The sequence below is a fragment of the Vibrio rhizosphaerae genome, from assembly GCF_024347095.1.
GTDB classification, from domain to species: domain Bacteria; phylum Pseudomonadota; class Gammaproteobacteria; order Enterobacterales; family Vibrionaceae; genus Vibrio; species Vibrio rhizosphaerae.
The window spans coordinates 736,039-757,156 of record NZ_AP024903.1; the positions used below are offsets into that span (position 1 = coordinate 736,039).

Annotated in this window: 29 protein-coding genes; 8 read left to right on the forward strand and 21 right to left on the reverse strand. The window is 45.8% G+C overall.

Annotated elements, in window-relative coordinates:
• Positions 1-63 precede the first annotated feature (63 nt).
• From OCV37_RS03365 to OCV37_RS03445, 17 genes are all read right to left on the reverse strand, one after another.
• Positions 64-474 (reverse strand): virion protein, encoded by a 411-nt coding sequence (locus OCV37_RS03365; protein WP_038182866.1) that lies wholly within the window; start codon positions 472-474, stop codon positions 64-66.
• A gap of 61 nt (positions 475-535) precedes the next feature.
• Positions 536-1,372, reverse strand: coding sequence for a hypothetical protein (locus OCV37_RS03370; RefSeq protein ID WP_038182638.1), 837 nt, complete (start codon positions 1,370-1,372; stop codon positions 536-538).
• The gene (locus OCV37_RS03375; protein WP_157635020.1) at positions 1,372-1,983 is read right to left on the reverse strand and encodes a hypothetical protein; all 612 of its coding nucleotides are present in this window, start codon (positions 1,981-1,983) and stop codon (positions 1,372-1,374) included. The genes OCV37_RS03370 and OCV37_RS03375 overlap by 1 nt, the downstream gene beginning before the upstream one ends.
• Positions 1,980-2,456, reverse strand: a complete 477-nt coding sequence (locus OCV37_RS03380) for a hypothetical protein (RefSeq protein ID WP_038182632.1) — start codon at positions 2,454-2,456, stop codon at positions 1,980-1,982. The genes OCV37_RS03375 and OCV37_RS03380 overlap by 4 nt, the downstream gene beginning before the upstream one ends.
• Positions 2,456-2,869: a hypothetical protein gene (locus tag OCV37_RS03385; RefSeq protein ID WP_038182629.1), complete on the reverse strand. Its 414-nt coding sequence runs from the start codon at positions 2,867-2,869 to the stop codon at positions 2,456-2,458. The genes OCV37_RS03380 and OCV37_RS03385 overlap by 1 nt, the downstream gene beginning before the upstream one ends.
• The gene (locus tag OCV37_RS03390) at positions 2,866-3,087 is read right to left on the reverse strand and encodes a hypothetical protein (RefSeq protein WP_038182626.1); all 222 of its coding nucleotides are present in this window, start codon (positions 3,085-3,087) and stop codon (positions 2,866-2,868) included. Before OCV37_RS03390 ends, OCV37_RS03385 begins: the two co-directional genes overlap by 4 nt.
• Positions 3,084-3,242 (reverse strand): hypothetical protein, encoded by a 159-nt coding sequence (locus OCV37_RS03395; RefSeq protein WP_162841948.1) that lies wholly within the window; start codon positions 3,240-3,242, stop codon positions 3,084-3,086. Before OCV37_RS03395 ends, OCV37_RS03390 begins: the two co-directional genes overlap by 4 nt.
• 10 nt (positions 3,243-3,252) lie before the next feature.
• Positions 3,253-3,519, reverse strand: a complete 267-nt coding sequence (locus OCV37_RS03400; RefSeq protein ID WP_021020721.1) for a hypothetical protein — start codon at positions 3,517-3,519, stop codon at positions 3,253-3,255.
• A 10-nt stretch (positions 3,520-3,529) separates the two neighbouring features.
• A complete protein-coding gene (locus tag OCV37_RS03405) occupies positions 3,530-4,336 on the reverse strand; it encodes a major capsid protein P2 (protein WP_038182622.1) in 807 nt (268 codons plus the stop codon).
• A gap of 244 nt (positions 4,337-4,580) precedes the next feature.
• A complete protein-coding gene (locus OCV37_RS03410) occupies positions 4,581-5,240 on the reverse strand; it encodes an ATPase (RefSeq protein WP_038182619.1) in 660 nt (219 codons plus the stop codon).
• Positions 5,227-5,709: a hypothetical protein gene (locus OCV37_RS03415; RefSeq protein WP_038182617.1), complete on the reverse strand. Its 483-nt coding sequence runs from the start codon at positions 5,707-5,709 to the stop codon at positions 5,227-5,229. The genes OCV37_RS03410 and OCV37_RS03415 overlap by 14 nt, the downstream gene beginning before the upstream one ends.
• Complete coding sequence (locus OCV37_RS03420) at positions 5,709-6,104, reverse strand: hypothetical protein (RefSeq protein ID WP_038182614.1); 396 nt, start codon at positions 6,102-6,104, stop codon at positions 5,709-5,711. Before OCV37_RS03420 ends, OCV37_RS03415 begins: the two co-directional genes overlap by 1 nt.
• A complete protein-coding gene (locus OCV37_RS03425) occupies positions 6,097-6,276 on the reverse strand; it encodes a hypothetical protein (RefSeq protein WP_038182612.1) in 180 nt (59 codons plus the stop codon). Before OCV37_RS03425 ends, OCV37_RS03420 begins: the two co-directional genes overlap by 8 nt.
• Before the next feature lie 2 nt (positions 6,277-6,278).
• Positions 6,279-8,078, reverse strand: a complete 1,800-nt coding sequence (locus tag OCV37_RS03430; protein ID WP_038182863.1) for a replication endonuclease — start codon at positions 8,076-8,078, stop codon at positions 6,279-6,281.
• A gap of 212 nt (positions 8,079-8,290) precedes the next feature.
• On the reverse strand, positions 8,291-8,467 hold the full coding sequence (locus tag OCV37_RS03435) for a hypothetical protein (protein WP_157371839.1): 177 nt from the start codon (positions 8,465-8,467) through the stop codon (positions 8,291-8,293).
• On the reverse strand, positions 8,460-8,657 hold the full coding sequence (locus tag OCV37_RS03440) for a hypothetical protein (protein ID WP_038182610.1): 198 nt from the start codon (positions 8,655-8,657) through the stop codon (positions 8,460-8,462). The genes OCV37_RS03435 and OCV37_RS03440 overlap by 8 nt, the downstream gene beginning before the upstream one ends.
• Positions 8,654-8,881: a hypothetical protein gene (locus OCV37_RS03445; RefSeq protein WP_021020732.1), complete on the reverse strand. Its 228-nt coding sequence runs from the start codon at positions 8,879-8,881 to the stop codon at positions 8,654-8,656. The genes OCV37_RS03440 and OCV37_RS03445 overlap by 4 nt, the downstream gene beginning before the upstream one ends.
• Positions 8,882-9,023: 142 nt before the next feature.
• Here OCV37_RS03445 and OCV37_RS03450 point away from each other — a divergent pair, with 142 nt between their 5' ends.
• From OCV37_RS03450 to OCV37_RS03460, 3 genes are all read left to right on the forward strand, one after another.
• Positions 9,024-9,677, forward strand: coding sequence for a LexA family transcriptional regulator (locus tag OCV37_RS03450; RefSeq protein ID WP_169739372.1), 654 nt, complete (start codon positions 9,024-9,026; stop codon positions 9,675-9,677).
• The gene (locus tag OCV37_RS03455) at positions 9,674-10,627 is read left to right on the forward strand and encodes a phage integrase (RefSeq protein WP_038182606.1); all 954 of its coding nucleotides are present in this window, start codon (positions 9,674-9,676) and stop codon (positions 10,625-10,627) included. The genes OCV37_RS03450 and OCV37_RS03455 overlap by 4 nt, the downstream gene beginning before the upstream one ends.
• A gap of 258 nt (positions 10,628-10,885) precedes the next feature.
• Entirely contained in the window at positions 10,886-12,589 is a 1,704-nt protein-coding gene (locus OCV37_RS03460; protein ID WP_157635018.1) for an ApeA N-terminal domain 1-containing protein, read from the forward strand.
• A 586-nt stretch (positions 12,590-13,175) separates the two neighbouring features.
• Here OCV37_RS03460 and OCV37_RS03465 read toward each other — a convergent pair.
• Positions 13,176-13,628, reverse strand: coding sequence for a hypothetical protein (locus tag OCV37_RS03465; protein ID WP_245609132.1), 453 nt, complete (start codon positions 13,626-13,628; stop codon positions 13,176-13,178).
• A 139-nt stretch (positions 13,629-13,767) separates the two neighbouring features.
• Here OCV37_RS03465 and OCV37_RS03470 point away from each other — a divergent pair, with 139 nt between their 5' ends.
• Both OCV37_RS03470 and nfsA read left to right on the forward strand, forming a co-directional pair.
• Positions 13,768-14,100, forward strand: coding sequence for a DUF1904 domain-containing protein (locus tag OCV37_RS03470; protein WP_038182852.1), 333 nt, complete (start codon positions 13,768-13,770; stop codon positions 14,098-14,100).
• 41 nt (positions 14,101-14,141) lie between these two features.
• Complete coding sequence (nfsA, locus tag OCV37_RS03475; protein ID WP_038182602.1) at positions 14,142-14,864, forward strand: oxygen-insensitive NADPH nitroreductase; 723 nt, start codon at positions 14,142-14,144, stop codon at positions 14,862-14,864.
• Positions 14,865-14,949: 85 nt separating this feature from the next.
• On the opposite strand, the gene OCV37_RS03480 is transcribed toward nfsA, so the two are convergent.
• The 3 genes from OCV37_RS03480 to rdgC all read right to left on the reverse strand — a co-directional run bounded on the left by OCV37_RS03480 (position 14,950) and on the right by rdgC (position 17,814).
• A complete protein-coding gene (locus tag OCV37_RS03480) occupies positions 14,950-15,207 on the reverse strand; it encodes a YfhL family 4Fe-4S dicluster ferredoxin (RefSeq protein ID WP_038182601.1) in 258 nt (85 codons plus the stop codon).
• A gap of 1 nt (position 15,208) precedes the next feature.
• Complete coding sequence (gene trhP, locus OCV37_RS03485; RefSeq protein WP_038182599.1) at positions 15,209-16,609, reverse strand: prephenate-dependent tRNA uridine(34) hydroxylase TrhP; 1,401 nt, start codon at positions 16,607-16,609, stop codon at positions 15,209-15,211.
• 293 nt (positions 16,610-16,902) lie between these two features.
• A complete protein-coding gene (rdgC, locus tag OCV37_RS03490; RefSeq protein WP_038182598.1) occupies positions 16,903-17,814 on the reverse strand; it encodes a recombination-associated protein RdgC in 912 nt (303 codons plus the stop codon).
• Between the two features lie 293 nt (positions 17,815-18,107).
• On the opposite strand from rdgC, the gene phoB reads away from it, so the two are divergent.
• Genes phoB through OCV37_RS03505 form a run of 3 tightly spaced genes read left to right on the forward strand, consistent with a single transcriptional unit; the run spans position 18,108 to position 21,112 of the window.
• The gene (gene phoB / locus OCV37_RS03495; protein ID WP_038182595.1) at positions 18,108-18,797 is read left to right on the forward strand and encodes a phosphate regulon transcriptional regulator PhoB; all 690 of its coding nucleotides are present in this window, start codon (positions 18,108-18,110) and stop codon (positions 18,795-18,797) included.
• Positions 18,798-18,845: 48 nt separating this feature from the next.
• Positions 18,846-20,147 (forward strand): phosphate regulon sensor histidine kinase PhoR, encoded by a 1,302-nt coding sequence (phoR, locus tag OCV37_RS03500; protein ID WP_038182592.1) that lies wholly within the window; start codon positions 18,846-18,848, stop codon positions 20,145-20,147.
• Between the two features lie 26 nt (positions 20,148-20,173).
• On the forward strand, positions 20,174-21,112 hold the full coding sequence (locus OCV37_RS03505; protein WP_038182589.1) for a PstS family phosphate ABC transporter substrate-binding protein: 939 nt from the start codon (positions 20,174-20,176) through the stop codon (positions 21,110-21,112).
• The last annotated feature ends 6 nt before the right edge of the window (positions 21,113-21,118 follow it).

Here is a 21,118-nt window from a genome sequence, read left to right on the forward strand (position 1 = left end):
TGGTGTACGCTGCCAGAATCGCACCGGCAACCGACAGGGCGATCCGCTTCATGTCTTGCTTTGTCATGCCATTGCAACCCCTTGTTGTGCCATGCTCAGGCCGTAGTAATTGCCGACCTCTTTACGGCTCATTGCATAAAGTAGGCGGGCGAGTTGGTCGTTATCATTGACATCAATTGTCTGATTTGGAGAAATTCCCGTCCATTCGCTGACTTGCTGCACATAGAGTGCTGTGTCATTTTCATTGTCTGGCGCGAACCGATAAATCATTTGACTGAGTGTTTTATACCCTTGGCGGCTGTAACTTCTGAGTATCCGTGCGCCAGCTCGAAAGCCATAGACCGGATGTTTGAACTCCTCGAATTCTTTATCACGGTTGAGTGCCGATTTCCCTTCCCAGTCATTCGAAGAGTCACGAATGTTGAGCGGGTTATTGTTACGAACGCCACGCGGCAAAGTTGCCCGATAAAGCATATAGGTGAGTCCTCCTGCTCCGATAAAAATTAAAACTGCTTTCAGTGTCATGGTTATGGCCTTATGCCAGTGGGATTTCTGCATCAAACCGCAGCCCGGTAACACTCGGGTCTGCCCCTCTGGCCGTCGCTCTTCCGGTGATATAAACCCGTTTTCCGCTTGACCACGTACCGATATTCGGGGCTGGGCTGAAGTCCTTATAACTGTTATATCCAGCGGTTGGCTTGGTGCGCATCTGTACCGGCAGGGTGATTTCAATATATGCCCAGCGCATGCCGCCGACTTCAGTCAGCGTCGCGTTGACTTTGCTGCCGACATCGTAATAACGTTCCCAGCACCGTAAACGGTTGAGTGCTCTGTCTGGCTCCTGATAGGGAAGCGGTCGCTCTCCCTCATTGAGAACAACTTTTCGGGCATCACTCGGGATATCAATCCGCCAGTGCCCCGATGAGGGACTGGTCAGTTGTCCTGTTGTGATGTTCTCACCGGATAGCGTGTAAATGGTATCCGGCTTGTATTGTCCGCTTTCAACCATCTGAGCAATTCCGTTTTCCGTTTTACACCAGCAATCATAACCATACTGACCCGTTTCAAGCGTTGACCACTGGCCGTTGAAATTCCGTTGTTTTTCCTGAAAATTTGGATTGATCAGGATGTTTCTGACGGAAAGTAGCTGACTGACACTTGCCAGATCTGCAATCATGCTTTCCAGCGCTGCATCTTTTGCGGTTAGAGCCTGTGTTTTTTCTGCTAGGGTCTGGTCTGAATTTTTCAGGCTCAGAATATCCATGACAAGCTGCTTATCTTTGTCCGACAGCGTAGTGAGCTTTTCACTCAGACCGATAATGTCATCAATGCCGTTTTGAGGTTGATTGAATACAGGATTAGTAATATTCATCACTTCACCCCCGTAATGGTCAGACGGGCATGGGTGGTGCTCGCGTTGTAGGCGTACAGCTCCCCAGTAAAATCCAGTGACACCGAGCCGACCGCGCTTTGACTGCCCATCACCATCAGGCCGCGGTTGCTGGATACATTGAAGTCACCAATACGTAATATTGTGACTTCATCACTGATGACCTGAATTGTCAGTTGACGATACCCGCCCGTGGTCAGTCTGGCTTTTTCGCCGGCGGCAATTTCAATATCTGGCTGAGTGGTCAGGGCCGATGGGGAAATCAGTTCTACTTTTTGCCCGTCAGTGACCGTGACCTTTGCATTAAATTTCAACGGCTCAATGATTCGCTGAACAATCAGCCCCGATGTGGAGGCCGGTTTGTGCTCTAAGTCTGAAATCTGATAGTCAAAATTCACGGTGTCGGGTGAATGATGCGTCAGAAACATATTCTCAAACTCAGTGACCTGAATCCGGTCACCGGATTCAAGCCGCTGCGGTTTCAGACCGTCGGCAGAAATAAAAACCGGTGCCGTCGTTGACCGGACAATCAAATATTTTCCCCGTCCCCCGACAGAGATCGGGGTTTCAGTATTGGGTTGTAAAATCATCATTTTCCCCTTAGTGCGACAACACCCAGAACACCACCGGCCACACAGGCCGCGATTGCAAACTTAGTCAGGTAACTACTGTTATCCAGTCCGGTTTGCTCGCGCTGTTTGGCAGCATCTGCAACGGCAAGGGCGGTGCGTGTGTTTTCACTGGCCTGATTTGCAACCGCCTTGATTGCATCAATGGCGCTTTTATTGGCGGACAGGGACTTTTCACCAAATGAAAATGCTTCTTTCAGCGAGTCTTTGCCGAAAGATAAAGCCTCTTTAGTGGTGTCCGCACTGGTTTCAAGAGCTTGTTTGGCGGTCTCTTTTGCTGCATTGACCGCCCCTTGATCGGTAACGGTAATATTGCCGACACTGCCTTGAATACCACTGAGGATCACCCCGAGATTATCGCCCTGTACCGCATTGGTGCCGCTGACGGTAGTTGTATTGGTCGTGTTACTGCTGCTTGACTTTCCGCCACCGCCCATTAATCACCCCCTGTAAATTGCAGACACAAGATCGATTCATCACCATGAGTTTCAGTGATAACAAAACCAAATCGTTTTAAGATCCGTGTCATGCCCTGACGCACTGTGTGATATTTCACGCATTGATACCCCTGAGAGCGAACCGCATCAATGATAACGGGTGCCGCTTGTTTGAGTCCCTTGCCGGTCAGCGCCAGAATCAGATATTCGTTATGCTCGGTCACATAACCGACGAAGCGCACCGCAACCCCTTTGCCTTTTAACTGGTAAAAGCTGGCGCGTTTACAGGCGACAGCATCACAGCAAAACGCATACTCATATTTGGCATCGGGAACACGATTGAAAGCCGGACGAAGCAACGCCAATTGCGCTTTGATGTCAGCCCGATTCGGGCGGATGAGCGTCAATTTCATTTCTTCACCACCACAAACGTAATCGCAGCAATCACAAGGATAAGCGGCAGGTTTTGCATTAAACGCTGTCCCGCACTGCCGCTAAAATTAATCGCTCCGTTGGTGATACCCCCGATTCTGTTTCTGGCGGTTGCTGTTGCATCACCGGCAGCACCACCGCCCGCATTAATCGGCATGGTGCCGGAGTTGGTCAGTCCGCCTGTGAGAGTTGGGATCATTTCATCTCCTTAACCAGCCGGTAAGCGAGATAACACCCGCCCCCAATCGCTGACAGTTTGACTAACTTCCCCACACCGGAGCCAGCCCAGAAGCCGCCCCCGAACCCTAACGCCCCTGTCGCAAGGGGGATCAGATAAATCAATGGTAATGGCATTGATACCCCCTTATTTTTTAGCCGCCATGACCACAATCCCAATCAGGAGTAAGGCACCCAGACCGCCCCCGATATACAGGAGGGTTTTGTCATTGCCTTGTGGTGCCGGTGTCACTTTGTTGCCGTTATCATCGGCCTGATGGGTTGCCTGTGGTTGCGTGTTGGCGTTGACCGAACTGTTATCACTGGTTGCGGCTCCGACAAGGTTGTCGAAGCCTTCCCCGACACTATCGAGCAAGCCGGAGCCAAAATTACTTAAATCATCTAAGAACGCCATGATTGCCCCCTTACTTGATCAGGTCAGGACGAACAATCTTGACGGATTCAACAATGATCGGGATCGAGCCGACAGCACTGTCGGTTTTCACCGTGAATTTCAACTCGTTGGTGTGCGCGGTCTGGAACAGTTCATCAATGAAATAACCGCGCATAATCGGGTCAAAGTGATACATCCCTGATTGCCAGAATCGACGATTGCGTTTGGCGCGCATCGTCTCAACTGCGCGGGTTGTGTCATACACTTTGATATAATCGCGGTGAATTTCGAGTGAGTTCACAGTTTCTGACAAGAAATGCATCCGACGAACCAGCAGCAGCGGACCCGAGACCAAATCAAGAAACTCATTCTCTGTCGATGTTGCTTGCATGGTTTGCTTTTTGATTTGCGGTACAACAATACGCACCCCTTGTGCAGGGGAGACCGTCGCATGACCTTTGAGCACGACGCCCGGCGCGCTGCCGCTGGCATCCGGTGTAATTTCTACTTCAAGGATAATATTGTCTCCGGCCTCAGTCACAAGGGCGGTGTAACGCATCCCGTTTTTAGTCTTAGCGGTAATGTCAGCCAGCGGAATATGATAAAAACCATCAATCGACGGCATCCCTTTGTAGGCTTCAAGGGATTTCATTAACTTCCCGTCAAGGACAATGATTTCATCACCGTTTAAAGTAATCGAAACCCGTTTGATCTGCTCTGGTGACAGGTTGGTTTCAAGAAAGATTTCTTCATAAACGGGGCCAGTCGGGATAACCATTGAGGCTTTTTCCCCGTAGGCAACGCCCGTAAATGAATTAAGTCGCATCACTGAATTCATACGCTCTCCCCTTAACCGATCGCGTCTTCAACAGAATCAACATTATTTGACGCCCAGACCACGCCAGCGGCAACCACTGCGGCAATCAGGCCGACCACAGCGATATTCTTTGCGGATAACTTCATTTTTGCTCCAATAAAAAACCGCCCAACATTAGGCGGTCTGTATCAAAGCACACGATTCACAATCGATTCCTAACCCGATTGTGAATCCGGTTTAGAATAAATGTGATTTGAGTCGCATTTCACCATCGGATCGCCCCTTTCTGGTAGGCTTTTCCATCCTGAAGCAGGTACTCAAGCGGGTTTAACCGGTCGATTTCACTGGCTGATATGCCGGTCATTTTTTCTAAATATTGCGCACTGGTATGGGTCTTCTGCATCATCACACAGGCGCGCTGACAGTTATCAATAATGGTTTTCGACACTTCCTGACCCCGTTGAAACAGGTTGATCGAATGCAGATTGAACTTGCGACCCAGCCGCAAAATTTTGCCATGATAACCGGTGGCTTTCCCCGCATTCTCGCTATGCTCTGCAACCTCTTCACAGATGATTTTTAGCGGCTTTGGATGTTTGCCGTTGCCACAGCCCCAAACCACCCGACAAAAGCGGTCAAAGTCTTTGACGGTGGTTTCATGCTTGGGTTGATAGGCAATTTTAAACCCTTGCCGTGTTTTACGCCCTGCAATCATGGCGGTGGCAAAGTCTTTGATATTGTCATACCCCCGAACGACACGACCGGCCAGCGTGCCGGTATAGTCGCCAACCGGATCAAAGATAGCGACTTGATCGGTTGCACGGATAAAGAGTTTCTTTGCGGCTGAGGTTTTACCGCTGCCACTCATCCCGACCGCATAGACATGACCATTGTGCAGCGCATTATTGGGGTTAATCGGCTGCATGGTCTGGCGCTCCGTCTTCTTTGGCCGCTTGGATTTCTTTCGCTCGGTCAAGGGCTTTCAGCGCTTTCACCTGATGATACGATGAAAAGCCGAGCGCCCCCGCAGCCATGACAAAGGTCAGCTCTTCTTTGTACAGGACAAGCCAAGGCGGAAGCTCACCCCCGTATTTGAGGAACAGCGGAGCCGCAGCCCCTGCCACCCCTTTGGCCTGCGCTTCATCAAACATGAAATCTTTGTGTACGAACTGCCGGATCACTTCTTCAGTGACACCGATGACAGCCATTGAAGTTGCTTCGCCTGCTGCCAGTGCTGCCGCTTCTTTGGGATCGGTTTTAGCAACGGCTTCATCAGGGTTAAAATCCTGCTCGGTGATTTCATTCAGCAATGCATCTTCATCTGCTTTTGAATGGGTTTCCAGACCGTCATCATTTGGTATTTCGTTTTCTGAATATTCCGTTAGATTTTCCATTAAGAGACCACCTTGATTGCTTTAATCAGACCACCGAACACCACGCCTAAAGCACCCCCTAATCCCATACAGGCGAGTGTAGTCATTGGCTTTGATTGTGTTTCTGGTTTTGGCTCTGGATTGGGGTTACTTTCCGTCTGTTTTTCCGTCTGGATTGGCAATGATTCCGGTTGCGGCTCCGGTTGGCTCATTTCGTCAATCTGAGCCTGAACCGTTTCAAGGGGCTGAAAGGCTTTCATTTCTGCTTGGGCTGCTTTGCCGGTTCGAGTATCTGGACCACAATCACAGCGACCGTGAACAAAGGCCGAGCGTTTGCCTTTGCCTTGCTTAATGGCTTTGGGATTTTGGCAGGTATGACAAACCACATACCCGAGAATATCGTCAGATTCAGTCATGCTTTATCTCTCCTTCAAGTGTTGTGAGTCGGTGATTGAATGCTTTCAATAACCAAATGGTTTTGGTCAGCCACGGCTTGATAAAGCCAAACCCTAACGGGGGCTTATAGGCTTGTGCTTCGGTGTCCATTTCTTCCAGTAATTGGGTTGTTTTCGTTTGTAGTTTGCTCATGTTTACCTGTCTGTAAGGGTGATTAATCGGTCATTGCTGAGTTTCAGGGAGACATAACGGTCAATGGCTATCTTTGCCCCGCGCATCAACGGGGCAATCAGACACTGAACGCCTTTGACACTCCATCCGGTGGCGTCAATGAGTGCTTTTTCAAGCGTTGAAATTTCCTTTTCTGAGGAAGGGTTACACTTATTTTCAGTGCTCCAAGGGGAAGCGCGCCGCGCTTCTTGCAAACGCTGGACGTCCTTCTTTTTCACGAGACTGTAACGGGTGGCGCAGGTTTGAATGATTTTTCCGAGCCAGTTCACACCAATGACTCGTTTGACGGTATCCCCGTATTTGTTGAAGTTTTCTTCATAAGCAAGCTTGGCTTTTGCGCCCAACTCACAAAACCCTTTCCAACGGGATTGATCGGCATGGTCACGCAAGGTTTCCAATTCTTCATCAAAGGCGGTATCGACTGCACTTGCCCGTCGCAATTGCCGCCACAAACCCACGGCAGGGGAGCCGGATTGTGAAAACTGTTTAATTCGGTGGGTTGAAGCCCACGCACGGGCAGAGAATGCCGATTCTTCGGCATCATTCTCCGGCATGTGTGAGCCGTTAATGTTTTTTGAAATGTATTTGATGATGTAGCCGGTTGCGGTGCCTTTGGCCGGATCGCTGTATTCAATTTTAATCCGGTGGGATTTGTGAAACAGGCCACCACTGATTAACTCGTCCTTGTCTTCTTCACAGGCAATGGATTCACAGATACGTACAAAATCAGCCTTCTGGCTGGGATGAACGTATAGGAACAGATGCGCGTGAGGTGTGCCGTCTTTGTGCGGCTCGGCCACTCTCAGGCCGAACCAGTCAATCTCATGTTTCTTGAACAGGGCACGGGCGCGTTTCCATTGCTCCATGATGTTCTGATGGGCTTCTTTGGGGGTGCAGCCGTTCCATTTACTGGAATTGCGGTGATACTTGGACGGCAGTGTCCATGTAATGAATACGCCCTCATAACCTAAATCAATCGCGCGCTCTTCATCACCACGGGAGCGGACGACTAATTCAACGCGACGATTTTCCTGATTGGCAGTGGTACGCTTGACGACTTCCTCTAAATCAAAGGCGGTGCCGGTCTCTGGGTCGAAGACGGCCATTGATTCGATAAAGCGCTTGGCTTCGCCCTGTTTCTCACGCCAGCGGGCAAACGAACGACGGGAAATATATTTGCGTTGTCCCTGACTGGCTCCGACCCGATCAAGGGCGATTTGTGAATATTCGATATATTGGGTGCGTAAAAACCGGAATTTACGCGCCAGATAACCGACATCGAGACAACGACGGATCGCCCGCTCTAATTCACGCTCGGCTTCTCGGATATTATCGTGATGTTTGCGGATTTGTGGCGGCTTGATATGGAACTGAAACAGCTTATCACTCATCGTTGAAAATGCCGCCTGTAATGCGTCAAGGTATCCGTGTTCTGTTGCTTCATCAATAGAAATACTGCCCATGATTGCGGTGAATTCATGGGTAAGATTCCATGCAAGGCGCTCAATCTGCTCATTACTCATCAGGGTGTCATGATCGAGCGATACCGTTTGATGACCGAGTGTGACAGGGGGTGCCGATGCATTTTTACGGGCATCGACAAAAGGAAACTTTTTCTCAATCAGCGGGGCGAATTTCAGGCCATGCCGGATGGCATCATTGACCGCTAATTCGATATTCTTACGGGTCGGATTAGACCGCTTACGCCGCCGGTATATCTGATATTCGATATCTTCCTGAACGATTTTTGGCAGACGGGGCATAAAGTGGCGTGAAAATGTTGTGCCATTTTCGAAGGTATCCCGTTTTGCTGCGTCTTTTTCGGCTGCATTGTGCTGATCGCCTTTTGCCTCCGCCAGCCGAAGCGCGGCCGAGAGATAAGGCGAATCGGGGCGCACCTGATAAACGTCAATCAGGTGTTTTTTGCGCAAAGTGCGATTGATATGATGACCAATAAAAGAAGCGGTATATTTCATTATTTTTGTGGCGTTAAACCGTGTTTCTCGCGGAGTTTCTGGATTAAGAAAAGGTTTCGTTTACGTTGCTGCTCCGTCATCGCGGCACCTGTGACCATGTCAGGACAGGGTTTGTGATAAGGTGCCAGATAATCGGAGTTGTGCCCCTTGGGTAGGGTATAACTCACATCATCCATTGAATTGCGCCTCGATATCATCCGCTTGCTGGCCTTCCGCCATACCGATAATGTCACCGTGAAAAGAATGCAGCGCGAGCCATTCGCCCCCGTTTATTCGTTTGATTTCATCTATAAAGATACTGATGTTGCCGACTTGACAGACAATGCCGCCCGTCATGCTATTGCGGTATTTAATTTCGTGTTTCATGCTTCACTATCCAACAGTTTTCTTTTTCTTGGCGGGATGGGCAGCATGATCTGATTTGCTGCAATCCTTCGGTCAAACTCAAGTTTGTTAATCAATACCAATCCGCCTGATTGCTCCTGTGGAATGGTGGGAATGATACAGTCATTGATTAGTTCTTTGACTTTGGTACGACTCATTCCGGTTTCTTCACAGAACTTATTGATTGTCTGAACGCTTGCAGACATAGATCAAACCTCCTAATATCGGGCGTAATCGGTTTTATATAGGGTTGTCCAATTTATTAGATGGAATAATGTTATATCCAATAAATTGATCAATCAATATCTATGTCTAATTTTTTAGATGATTGGTTGGGGTTTTTTAATTATGTCATTGATTTTTAAGGAACAAGAAAAAGCGAACAATTTTCCAGAAAGACTAAAAAAGTTAATGGATAATTGCAGCTTTAATGATTTTGCAAAGAAAACAGGGCTAACAAGAGCAACGCTTAACAATTATGCTAATAATTTGACAAGCCCTACTTTAGAGAAACTTGCAATCATTGCTGATGCTATGGGAACAACTGTCGAATGGTTAGCGTCTGGAGAACTTCCTGATGAGAATATGGTGACGGTGTATCAATACGATTTACGCGTCAGTGCCGGTAATGGTGCTCTGGTTGAGCATGAAAATCCTGTTGCTGAATTTCGTTTCAGCGCTGACTGGCTACGTCAGCAGGGGTTGCATGGTAAAAAACTTTCCATTGTTCCAGTGATGGGGGATAGTATGGAACCCAGTCTTTATGATGGGGATTTGATACTGGTTCGCCATGAGGAAGTACGCGACGGGCTTTGTGTGATTCGGATTGACAATGATGTCTTAGTCAAACGGGTACAGTATGACTATGCGGAAGGGAAATATCTGATTTCAAGTGATAACGAGCGCTATAAAGATATTGAGCTGAGCAAAGATTTTAAAGGGGATTTTCAAATCATCGGTCAGGTTGTCCGTGTGTTGCAGAGGGTCAGACAAGCGGCATGATTGAGTCGAGCGAATGGGGGTTTTTTACCACCCATGATCCAAACCGTTTTTTTGCTCGGGAAAGGGACGCTAAAAACCATGAAATCACCCTGACACTACGTGATGAAGAGTTACACCCGAATCGGGATACCCGACGACTGAATGAAATGGTCAGTATTTGGTATCGGCTGCACGGTAAGACGCTCCGTGACCATATCCGGCTGAGAAAGTTACTGTATCGAATGTCTGAACGGCTCGGTAATCCGATTGCTTCCGACCTGACAAACGAACATTTTGCCAAGTACCGTGAGCAACGGACGCAGGAAGTCAGTACAACCACCGCTAACCGAGAACATGCCTACCTACGGGCTATGTTTAACGAGCTTAAGCGCCTCGGGGTGATCGATTATGACAACCCCGTCCAACATATCCGCCAGTTCAAAGAGAGAGAAGGGGAGCTTCGTTTTCTCAGTCATGATGAAATCGCAACCCTGTTACATGCCTGTCAGCTATCCAGCAACCAATCCCTGATCTATGTGGTCAAGGTTTGTCTTGCAACCGGTGCCCGTTGGAGTGAGGCCGAAAGCCTGAAAGCGTCACAGGTGGCCGGAGGGAAAATTACCTTTCTGAATACTAAATCCGGTAAGAACCGTACAGTCCCGATCAATGAAATTTTATTTAACGAGTTGAAAAATCTTGGCAAAAGTGGCGATGAGCAACTATTTTTACATAGCTTAAGTGCATTTCGTAAAGCGATAGCAAGAGCGCAGATTCAACTCCCTAAAGGTCAGATGTCTCACGTGCTACGTCATACCTTTGCGAGTCACTTTGTGATGCAAGGGGGAAATATTGTTGTGCTGAAAGATATTCTCGGCCATAGTGAGATCACCACAACAATGCGTTATTCACACCTTGCACCAAGTCATTTAAGTGATGCTGTGGAGTTGAATCCATTGAATCGGCATCAGTGATTGGTAAGACAGAGCAAAATTGAAATTGCCCCAAAATCATTTAACTCGAGATGGGTGACTACTTTCTCATGTCAGTTCTTGACCAACTTTTTCTAATAATAAAATATGAGTCTGGTTGAGTAATTGTAACTATACAGACACGTTCTGCAATGGAGTCTGTATTTTATGAAAATCTTATAAAGATAATGTTTGGTAAAAACAGTTCCTATCTAATCGCTTGAACTGGCTACACTATTTCGAAAAACTGGGGATAAAAGAATGTCTAGAATGGCGCTAAACTTCTTCGAAAGTTACAAGTTTACGGTAAAGTTCAATTTTGATAATCAAGACTTAACTGGTGTTCTTTCTTTTAATCAGTCTGGTATCCCGCACCTTAAAATACACACAGATAATCACATCCTACTGTTTGAAGAATGTAGAGTCATTGAAGACCCAATCACTTGTTATGAGATTGGTTCAAACAAGACATTTACTCTACATCAATCAGAGCTTCAAAGAGGGGCGATCATTATATGCAGATTTGTCACTACGGGTTCTTTAATTCCAAATGGCATCGATCTGATAGAAGTGCACCTAACTGGTATATCAACTTGGTTTGAAAGATTGCGAAGCTCTGAAATAACAGAAACTGAGTTCAAGCGAGACACTTCTGTAGAAAAATTCTCAGTTAATTTTAACTACAACAAAAACAATTATACGATAGAAAATCACCGTTATGTGTCATCAACAGCAATGGCATCAACCGAACACCATATAAAAATACAAGATTGTTTTATCGTCAAAAAGATAAATGGCACGTTTACGCTAAACGAAGCAGAAAGTATTGCTTTAGAAATAAGAAGCCTTTTTTCACTTCTGTTAGGGTATTCCCTATCTATCAAAGAGCTTTATTTGATTCCTTCAGAGAAGCGACATGATTATCAATCTCTTATTTTTCCAAGTGTTACTTATGAAGATAAACCGCTTGATGAATTTCACCAAGCTCTATGCAACGTTGACAACTTGTTCATGTGGAACCTTTGGAAAACAATTATACAAAATTACTTCAAAATTAAATCATTTCGAACAATTTGGAACCGCTTAGTAGTTTCGTTATCTCGTTCAAAACCTGGTATTTGGGAATATGAGATTCTATCTGTAGTTGTAACGCTTGAAATGTATTGTGAACAAGAGTCAAAAGGAAAAGGCCACAAATTAGACAAAGTTAAATTTAATGAACTAAAGTCACAGCTTAGCCAAACTCTAGAAGAATTTATTGTTGATAATGATCTTTCATCAAAGGATTTATTAGTCTTAAAAGGGTTTGAAAGTGTTCTCGCTGATCTAAGAAATACATCTCACCCGACTCTTCAGCAAAAATACGACTTCTTAATGAGTAGAACAAGCAACGACATTAAAGAGGCTATTTCTTTCAGTGAAGATGACTTTAAGATACTAAAGAAAATCAGAAATAGTGTGGCACACGGGAAAAATTACAATACGGTGATAAACGGAGAAATTACAAAGGAAGTTCAATTAAAAGATCGTCTTTTAACATTATTAATGTACTTCGTTTTTCATGAGCTTGGTTTTAGTGACACCCAAATAGCGAAAAGTTTAAGTTATACCCATAACTCATTCATAATTAATGCAGGTGGTAATGAGAGAGCTAGAGATAAACTAGCTGGCACTGCGCGTTTTATTACTTTACAAGAAGATATTGACCTTAAAAATTTTGGCTCTTTTGATTATATAGTTGTTGATTACGAATTTAATAATAACCAGTTTACATTAAACAAGCCTTTATCTTATGAAACAAAATATCACTGGCATGGTAGCGGCATATCCGACGTCCGAAACTTTGTTAAGGACAAGCTTCCCAAAGACAGTAACGCTGAACTGGAATATGTTAATAAGTTATACATTTCCAGTGGTAGAAATGAAAAATGCTATTATGGAGTTATTTTGTTAACTCATAGGTAAAGTTTCAACATACTTTTCATAATCTGACAGAACAGCCTTGATGTAACAGCTCTAAAACGTGTCTGTCCAAAAATAATTTAGAACCCGATTCTAGCCTTCCAGTTGGAGGGCTTTTTTATATCTAAATTCCTCTAATAAACTTGCATAGGAATTCAAATATTTTGTCTATAAGAAAGGAGTTTAAAATATGACGCTAATTTAAATAATACAACTTGTGCGATTTTATACGCCCACATACGCCCAAAACAAAATTTCCTCTTTTTATAACTTATTGATTTATTAGTGGTGTAAAGGGTTTTCCAAATCCGCGTGTTGGGGGTTCGAATCCCTCCACCCCTGCCATTACAAATTGCATAATTATGCAAAACAAAACCCGCTCATTGAGCGGGTTTTTTGTATTTTGGATAGCATTAATAGAAATAAACAGGGTGTCGCGAAAAACTCTGTTACTTCAGAATAGCCTCATACAATACACCTATATCTTATCGATAATTTATATGAGTTAAGAGAAGTGTTGGGTTGTGTCAATAATAGGATTACATGTTATAAGCAGGAGGAGTCCTGAATAAAACAGGAGACGACCAAATTAGACTGGATCACTTAGATGTATCTTATCTGCTTCCACATAAGGCTTAAACTCATCATGAGTAAGTACAGTTTTATCTAGCTCTTTCTTTGCTCTCCACTGAGTATTTTCTCTTAAGTAATTCCTATTTTCTTTTGATTTTGATTTATTAACCAATTCTAGATGATAATTCATTTCATGCTCTTCACTGAAATTAACATGATTGTGATCTTTCATATAAATAATACCTATATTAATTAATACGCTATGCAACAATGCATTGCTAGATATAGAGTTCTCGTGGGTTTTTTCAAGGTGTCTTTTTATCTCAGGTGCAAACTGTTGGGGATTATGTGAAAAGAAACCCATAATCTTTATTATATATTGAGTTGCTACATGCATAATCATTGAATGGCCAACTGAATCTATCGCTCGATCGTTGTACCGATATAACCATTGAAAGCGTTTTGTCATTGCTTCAATTCATTTCTCAGTCTGAAGATAATGCAACCCAAACTGTTCATCAGGGAGAACGCTGACAGTTAAATCTTCCTCACGCCCTCAACAGCAATGAGGAAAAATGATATCATTCTGCGAAAAAGAGGAAGTCAGTATGCCCCATTTTCGATTTCGTGCGGTGGAACCGCAAACCGTTCAACACCTTTCTAAAACATTGGTGGATGAGTTACAGTCCCTGATGAATGCACCTCGTGAAGACTTCACATTCGAATATATATACACCACCTTTTTTCATGAGGGGGAGGTTGCTCCCGCTTATCCGTTTGTTGAGGTTTTGTGGTTTGATCGTGGTCAGGAGACTCAAGATCGGGTTGCACAAATTATCACGCATCAGGTCAGGGAAGTGATTGGAGAAGCGGTTGATGTCGCTGTTATTTTTACAGCACTCTCTCAAACGGATTACTATGATAATGCGCAGCATTATTAATATAAGAAATTTACTAGTGAGAAAATGGAGGCAATTTAAAGATGAATCCGGTTATTGAAACAATTCAGGGACATCGTTCGATTCGTTCCTTTCAAGAGAAACCACTGACAAAAGAACAATTGGATACAATTATTGCTTCTGGAATTGCAGCATCATCTTCAAGTTTGTTACAGACGGTCTCGATTATACGGGTCACCGATCCGGATAAACGACGGGTTTTAGCTGAACTGGCCGGGAATCAACCTTATGTGGCAAGTGCAGCAGAATTTTTAGTGTTCTGTATTGATTACCAACGGCACGCTTCAATGAATCCTGATGTTCAATTAGAGTACACTGAGCTTACTTTGATTGGTGCGGTTGATGCCGGTATTATGGCGCAGAATTGCTTACTGGCCGCAGAGTCTCTGGGGTTAGGCGGTGTTTATATTGGTGGGTTGCGTAATTCTCCGAAAGAAGTCGATGAGTTACTGGGTTTGCCCCAATATACCGCAATTTTGTTTGGGATGTGTCTGGGTTATCCTGCTCAGAATCCAGAATTAAAACCACGTTTGAGTCCCCAAGTCATTGTTCATGAGAATCAATACCAGCCACTCGATCATGCGATGATCACTGAATACGATCAAAGGATGGAAAGTTACTATCTGAATCGTTCATCAAATACAAAACAGCAAGCATGGTCTGATCAAGTGACATCTAAGCTATGTCAAGAGCAACGCCCTTATATTCGTGACTACCTGAACAGTAAGGGATTAGCGAAAAAATAGCCGTAATAAAAGAAGAAATAAAAAGCCCAATCTCTGATTGGGCTTTTTATCGAGAGTGTCATATAAAAAAGGATAACAGGTCGCTTTATTCAGCCAGTCCCTGAATGATGACAAATTTTTCCAGCAGCTCATCTTCTGTTTCAATGTGCTTCGGATCGGTAATGATGCAGTTACTAATCGGACAAACCGACTGGCACGTTGGCTGATCATAGTGGCCTTTGCATTCGGTACACAGATCCGGATTAATTTCATACAGATGTTCACCAAATGAAATAGCGTTGTTCGGACACTCAGGTTCGCACATATCGCAATTGGTACATTTGCTGGTGATTAAGAGCGCCATATTACTTGCCTGTCGGATTTCGCGTATCCTGACCAACGTTCAGATTGCGCATCAGTAATGCATAATCGAGTTTAACGTCTGCCGGAACCGGAATATAGACGAAATGACCGTTGCCTTTCGCGTCATCAATGGTTTCACCCTTACGGTTTTCCATAGCTTCGAGTGTGAACACAATATTCCCTTGCGGTGTCATCAGTTCCAGACTATCACCGAGACAGAACTTGTTTTTTACCTCGACTTCCACCAAATCGCCACGACGTTTACCGGTAAATTCACCGACAAATTGTTGGCTGTCGGATACAGAATAGCCGTAGTCATAGTTTTGGTAAGCATCATGGGTATGACGGCGTAAGAAACCTTCGGTATAACCGCGGTGTGCCAGACTTTCTAATGTTCCCATCAGTGTTTCATCAAACGGTTTACCCGCGACAGCATCATCAATTGCCTTACGATACACTTGGGCTGTTCTGGCACAGTAATAGAACGATTTGGTCCGGCCTTCGATTTTCAGGGAGTGAACCCCCATCTTTGTCAGGCGTTCAACGTGCTGGACTGCCCGCAGGTCTTTTGAGTTCATGATATAAGTGCCATGTTCATCTTCAAAAGCGGCCATTTTCTCATCGGGGCGATGGCTTTCGGACAGTAGCACCACATCGTCAATCGGTTTGCCGGCACCAATGGTGGTTTCAGGGCGTTCATTTTGCACTTCGATGGATTGTGGCGCATTCGGATCAAATTGTTCGACGATCTGACCAGCTGCGTCTTCTGTGCCTTTTTCGACTTTGTATTCCCAGCGGCAGGCATTGGTACATGTGCCTTGATTCGGATCGCGCTTGTTAATGTATCCGGAAAGAAGGCAGCGACCAGAGTAAGCCATACATAGTGCGCCGTGAACAAATATTTCGAGCTCCGTATCCGGGCATTTTTCCCGAATTTCTTCGATCTCTTCCAGAGAGAGTTCTCGGGACAGAATCACCCGGGTGACGCCATGCATTGACCAGAACTTAACGGTTGCCCAGTTGACAGCATTGGCCTGTACAGACAAATGAATTGGCATTTCAGGGAAGGCATCCCGCACCATCATGATGAGTCCCGGGTCTGACATGATCAGCGCATCCGGCCCCATATCGACGACGGGTTTCAAATCGCGGATGAAAGTCTTGAGCTTGGAGTTATGCGGTTGAATATTACAAACCACATAAAACTGTTTGCCCTGAGCATGGGCTTCATCGATCCCAATTTTCAGGTTCTCATGATTAAATTCATTATTACGAACGCGCAAACTATAACGTGGTTGACCGGCATACACCGCATCTGCGCCATAGGCAAAGGCGTAACGCATATTCTTAAGGCTACCAGCCGGAGAAAGGAGTTCTGGTACGAATGTATTTTCTGTTGTCATTGCTTCTATTCCAAATCTGATCACAAGTCAGGCCAATACCACCTGATGGTATTGGAGGGGGCGAATTTTACGTCAAAACAGACTGTGATCCTAGTTTTGTTTCGGTTGATTTGTTATGTATTTCGACAACAGGATGAGATGGCTGAAAAAGGTCTGACTCTGCCTCCTGATTTAAGGGATGGTTACCATCAGGCGTGGAAAAGCAGGGGATAAACATATTGCGTGTAACAATCGAAAGCCAGTGGTTGGTCACCCAACGACTGGCTTGTGTATATTCAAGAACTTGGTTAGTGTTAATCGGCTTCTGGTAAGCCTCCTAATGCGTCAAACAGATTGGGCAGAAAAGCACTGAGTTCACCGCACATTAACGAGAAATCCGCATCAAAGCGAGCCGCACGATCTTCCCGAGGGATGTCTTCATTATGATCTTTCAGCTCATCACTGTATTGCACTCTTTTCAGACTGGCATCGTCGGCCAGAACGAAAGTGATGCGCTCTTGCCAACTGAGTGCCAGTTTAGTCACAACTTTATTGGCAGTGATGTGGCTCATAATTTCGTCACTGGTCAGATCCTGTTTTTTACAGCGCACGGTGGCACCATCTTCCAGTAACGATTTGAGTTCGGCTTCATCCTGAAGTTGAAAACCAGCAGGGAGTTGCGCGCTTTGTACCCATTCTGTCAGGGTTGTTTCTACGGCATTTTGCGGTATCGCCGGAATAACCGGCAGGCTGCCCATGGTTTTTCGCAGCAGAGCAATCACTTCTTCTGCCTTTTTATAACTGCCGGCATCAACCACAATGAGCCCAAGTGACGGTAAGATCAGCAAGTAAGTGTATTGGCTTTTACTAAATGCCCGCGGGAGCAGATCGATGATGATATCTTCTTTGAGCGTATCTTTTTCTTTCTTTTTAATCGGACGACCTTCTTCCGCCTCAAGGGTTTCAACTTTACTCGCAAGCGAGTCTTGAATCACGGATGCCGGCAAGAGCTTTTCTTCTTTTCTGGCACACACAAGGATGCGGTCTTCAGAAACGTGGGTCAGCATATTCCCCTCTTTTCCCATCACGCTTGTCCAGCCGAATTTCTGTTTATCCTGACTGCCGCATGGTGTAAAGCGGAATTCATGAAGTTGTTTTTCTAATTGATCGGCATTGAAGCGGATATCGCGGTTTACACGATAAACCATACAGTTTTTAAACCACATAAAGTCTCTCTTGTCCCATAATCAAGGGCAAATATCATAGGCTAAAAGCCAATGAATGTCTCAGCCGATTTGCATTCTCTGGAGCCGGTTAACTTCCCGGCAGCGATTAAAACCGCGTCATGACAATACGGAGACATCGGAGCAACATGGATGATGGCGGGATGTCGCAGCAGAGCACTTATCTGTGAACTTGCGACGAAAGTTATGTGAAAATTTGTTTTCAAAGGTCACAAAAGTGTCATAATTATTTTTAATAATGCAAGGCGTTGATAGAAAAACAAAGGTTAATCGGTATGTCCAGAAGGATTCTTGTGGTGGAGGACGAAGCACCCATTCGAGAGATGTTGTGTTTTGTACTTGAGCAAAAAGGTTATCAGGCGGTTGAAGCTGAAGATTATGAGACCGCGATTAACAAACTCGCAGAACCTTTCCCTGATCTGGTTTTACTGGATTGGATGCTTCCCGGCGGCAGTGGCATCAATTTTATCAAGCACATGAAACGAGAAGAGCTGACCCGAAATATCCCCGTCGTGATGTTGACGGCTCGCGGGGAAGAAGAGGATAAAGTTCGGGGGCTTGAAGTTGGTGCTGATGATTACATTACGAAACCCTTTTCTCCCAAAGAGCTGGTCGCCCGACTTAAAGCGGTTATTCGACGCGTGACGCCGACGGCTTTGGAAGATGTCATTGATGTTCAGGGACTGAAACTAGATCCGGTGTCTCATCGTGTGACAGCCAATGAGAAAGCATTGGATATGGGGCCGACAGAATTTAAATTATTGCATTTCTTCATGACACATCAAGAACGGGTTTATAGCCGCGAACAACTCCTCAATAATGTTTGGGGAACGAATGTCTATGTCGAAGATCGGACTGTGGATGTTCACATTCGTCGTTTGCGCAAGGCTCTGGAAGATGCAGGGCACGATAAATTGGTTCAGACGGTTCGTGGTGCCGGATATCGTTTTTCAACGAAAGCATAACACATCAGAGATGTTGGTCGCTGGGTTGAAAAATCGTAGAGGAGCGAGATGGTTGAACGTCTAACATGGAAAAGGCTGGCTTGGGGGCTGGCTTTTTTTTACTGTCCCTGGCTGATTCTCGGCTGGATCTTTGGTTATATGCCTTGGTTGTTGTTGATCGCAACGGCGATTCAATTACTTTGGCATTTGGGAAATCAGGTCCGGCTTTCTGCTTGGCTGTGGGATGAGCGCCGTTTAGGGCCGCCGTCAGGCAAAGGACAGTGGGAATATCTGTTTAATGGTATCTATCACCTGCAACAACGTCAGCGTAAAAAACGTAAAGAGCTGAGTAATCTGATCCGCCGTTTCCGTAATGGGGCTGAATCGTTGCCTGATGGTGTGGTGGTATTCCGTGACGAAGGTAATATTGTCTGGTGTAACCGACTGGCTCAAAATTTACTGGGATTTCGTTGGCCGGAAGATGAAGGTCAGCCGATCTCCAATCTGCTGCGGGCGCCGGATTTTATTAAATACCTCGAAAAGAATGATTTTACCGAGCCTCTGGAAATTCACTCTCCGCTGAATGTTGATCGCATGTTGGAGTTGCGGATTGTGCCCTATACCAAAGGGGAACACTTGTTGGTGGTACGTGATGTGACTCAGTTGAAACAACTGGAAGGGATGCGTCGCAACTTCTTTGCCAATGTTTCTCATGAATTACGCACCCCGATGACAGTACTTCAGGGGTATCTGGAGATGACTGAAGACCCGGATATGCTGGGCGGGCCGATGTGGGAGAAAGCGCATCAGGTCATGACCGAGCAATTGAGTCGGATGAACAGTCTGGTCAATCAGCTCCTGACCTTATCAAAAATAGAAGCGGCCCCGATGCATGAGTTGGATGAGGTCGTTGATATTCCTGCCATGCTTAAGGTATTGGAAAAAGAGGCCATCAGTTTGAGTGGCGACAATCAACATCAGTTGCATTTTGACGTTGATCCGACCCTGAAAGTGTTGGGAGATGAAGATCAACTGAGAAGTGCGGTCTCGAATCTCGTTTATAATGCCGTCAAATATACACCGCCCAAGGCCGATATTCATGTCCGTTGGTATGTCAGTTTTCAAGGTGCTTGTCTGGAAGTTGAAGACTCAGGCGAAGGCATTGCGCCGCAACATTTGCACCGTCTGACGGAACGGTTCTATCGGGTCGATAAAGCACGTTCCCGTGATACGGGGGGGAGTGGGCTTGGATTGGCCATTGTGAAACATGCCCTTTCTCACCATGACTCACACCTTGATATTCACAGCGAAGTCGGTGTCGGGAGTCGGTTTTCTTTTGTATTACCGAAACGCTTGGTTGTCCAGTCATGAGTCGCTTCAAACGCTGGTTATGGGTCATGGTCTGTTGGTGGAGCTGTGGGGCTCTGCAAGCCGCCACGCTATCAGAATCGTTGCCCGAATATCACAAACAGCTCGATGTTTCCGGCAGTCTTCTGTCGGTGGGATCTGATACGCTGGCAGGTGTCATGTCTTTGTGGGTGGAAGCATTCCAGTCTTATTATCCGAATATCAATATTCAAGTACAGGCCTCCGGCTCTTCGACGGCTCCGCCGGCATTGATTCAGGGAACGGCCCAACTGGGGCCGATGAGTCGGGTGATGAGGCACCGGGAAGTCGGGGCATTTGAACAAGCATATGGTTATCGACCGACGGCCTTACGCGTGGCAATTGATGCCATCGGTATTTTTGTTCGGCAGGAAAATCCGATTCAGGGGCTCAGTTTTCAGCAGATCGATGCGATGTTTTCAGCGACACTACGCTGTGGTGAGACGCAGCATCTGACACGCTGGTCGCAGTTAGGTATTCAGGCGCGCTGGGCGCTGCGGGCGATCCAGTTATTTGGTCGTAATTCAGTTTCAGGGACTTACGGGTATTTTAAAAATCACGCTCTGTGTGGCGGTGATTTCAGTCCGAGAGTGAACGAACAGCCGGGTTCGGCGTCTGTGGTTCAGTCGGTCGCATCATCAATGAATGCCATCGGTTATTCGGGGATTGGCTATTCGGTTTCCGGGGTTCGGCTGGTGCCGATATCGCGTCAGGGAAGCGATTATATTTTTCCGAGCCGGGATAATATCCTATCCGGAGACTATCCGTTATCACGCTACCTCTATATTTATATCAATAAGAGTCCGGAACGGTCACTGTCACCAGTAGAGGAAGCATTCGTTCGCTTTATTTTTTCCCGGGAAGGACAGGCGTTGGTTGCTAAAGACGGGTATGTGCCTGTGTCACCTCAAATCGCCCAACAAGAACTGGCGAAAGTCGGCTTAAATTGATGAGTT

Excerpts from the sequence above, each read along its gene's own strand:
- OCV37_RS03365 (WP_038182866.1), bottom strand. The coding sequence starts at position 474 with ATGCTTTATCGGGCAACTTTGCCGCGTGGCGTTCGTAACAATAACCCG.
- OCV37_RS03370 (WP_038182638.1), bottom strand. The coding sequence starts at position 1,372 with ATGAATATTACTAATCCTGTATTCAATCAACCTCAAAACGGCATTGAT.
- OCV37_RS03375 (WP_157635020.1), bottom strand. The coding sequence starts at position 1,983 with ATGATGATTTTACAACCCAATACTGAAACCCCGATCTCTGTCGGGGGA.
- OCV37_RS03380 (WP_038182632.1), bottom strand. The coding sequence starts at position 2,456 with ATGGGCGGTGGCGGAAAGTCAAGCAGCAGTAACACGACCAATACAACT.
- OCV37_RS03385 (WP_038182629.1), bottom strand. The coding sequence starts at position 2,869 with ATGAAATTGACGCTCATCCGCCCGAATCGGGCTGACATCAAAGCGCAA.
- OCV37_RS03390 (WP_038182626.1), bottom strand. The coding sequence starts at position 3,087 with ATGATCCCAACTCTCACAGGCGGACTGACCAACTCCGGCACCATGCCG.
- OCV37_RS03395 (WP_162841948.1), bottom strand. The coding sequence starts at position 3,242 with ATGCCATTACCATTGATTTATCTGATCCCCCTTGCGACAGGGGCGTTA.
- OCV37_RS03400 (WP_021020721.1), bottom strand. The coding sequence starts at position 3,519 with ATGGCGTTCTTAGATGATTTAAGTAATTTTGGCTCCGGCTTGCTCGAT.
- OCV37_RS03405 (WP_038182622.1), bottom strand. The coding sequence starts at position 4,336 with ATGAATTCAGTGATGCGACTTAATTCATTTACGGGCGTTGCCTACGGG.
- OCV37_RS03410 (WP_038182619.1), bottom strand. The coding sequence starts at position 5,240 with ATGCAGCCGATTAACCCCAATAATGCGCTGCACAATGGTCATGTCTAT.
- OCV37_RS03415 (WP_038182617.1), bottom strand. The coding sequence starts at position 5,709 with ATGGAAAATCTAACGGAATATTCAGAAAACGAAATACCAAATGATGAC.
- OCV37_RS03420 (WP_038182614.1), bottom strand. The coding sequence starts at position 6,104 with ATGACTGAATCTGACGATATTCTCGGGTATGTGGTTTGTCATACCTGC.
- OCV37_RS03425 (WP_038182612.1), bottom strand. The coding sequence starts at position 6,276 with ATGAGCAAACTACAAACGAAAACAACCCAATTACTGGAAGAAATGGAC.
- OCV37_RS03430 (WP_038182863.1), bottom strand. The coding sequence starts at position 8,078 with ATGCCCCGTCTGCCAAAAATCGTTCAGGAAGATATCGAATATCAGATA.
- OCV37_RS03435 (WP_157371839.1), bottom strand. The coding sequence starts at position 8,467 with ATGGATGATGTGAGTTATACCCTACCCAAGGGGCACAACTCCGATTAT.
- OCV37_RS03440 (WP_038182610.1), bottom strand. The coding sequence starts at position 8,657 with ATGAAACACGAAATTAAATACCGCAATAGCATGACGGGCGGCATTGTC.
- OCV37_RS03445 (WP_021020732.1), bottom strand. The coding sequence starts at position 8,881 with ATGTCTGCAAGCGTTCAGACAATCAATAAGTTCTGTGAAGAAACCGGA.
- OCV37_RS03450 (WP_169739372.1), top strand. The coding sequence starts at position 9,024 with ATGTCATTGATTTTTAAGGAACAAGAAAAAGCGAACAATTTTCCAGAA.
- OCV37_RS03455 (WP_038182606.1), top strand. The coding sequence starts at position 9,674 with ATGATTGAGTCGAGCGAATGGGGGTTTTTTACCACCCATGATCCAAAC.
- OCV37_RS03460 (WP_157635018.1), top strand. The coding sequence starts at position 10,886 with ATGTCTAGAATGGCGCTAAACTTCTTCGAAAGTTACAAGTTTACGGTA.
- OCV37_RS03465 (WP_245609132.1), bottom strand. The coding sequence starts at position 13,628 with ATGACAAAACGCTTTCAATGGTTATATCGGTACAACGATCGAGCGATA.
- OCV37_RS03470 (WP_038182852.1), top strand. The coding sequence starts at position 13,768 with ATGCCCCATTTTCGATTTCGTGCGGTGGAACCGCAAACCGTTCAACAC.
- nfsA (WP_038182602.1), top strand. The coding sequence starts at position 14,142 with ATGAATCCGGTTATTGAAACAATTCAGGGACATCGTTCGATTCGTTCC.
- OCV37_RS03480 (WP_038182601.1), bottom strand. The coding sequence starts at position 15,207 with ATGGCGCTCTTAATCACCAGCAAATGTACCAATTGCGATATGTGCGAA.
- trhP (WP_038182599.1), bottom strand. The coding sequence starts at position 16,609 with ATGACAACAGAAAATACATTCGTACCAGAACTCCTTTCTCCGGCTGGT.
- rdgC (WP_038182598.1), bottom strand. The coding sequence starts at position 17,814 with ATGTGGTTTAAAAACTGTATGGTTTATCGTGTAAACCGCGATATCCGC.
- phoB (WP_038182595.1), top strand. The coding sequence starts at position 18,108 with ATGTCCAGAAGGATTCTTGTGGTGGAGGACGAAGCACCCATTCGAGAG.
- phoR (WP_038182592.1), top strand. The coding sequence starts at position 18,846 with ATGGTTGAACGTCTAACATGGAAAAGGCTGGCTTGGGGGCTGGCTTTT.
- OCV37_RS03505 (WP_038182589.1), top strand. The coding sequence starts at position 20,174 with ATGGTCTGTTGGTGGAGCTGTGGGGCTCTGCAAGCCGCCACGCTATCA.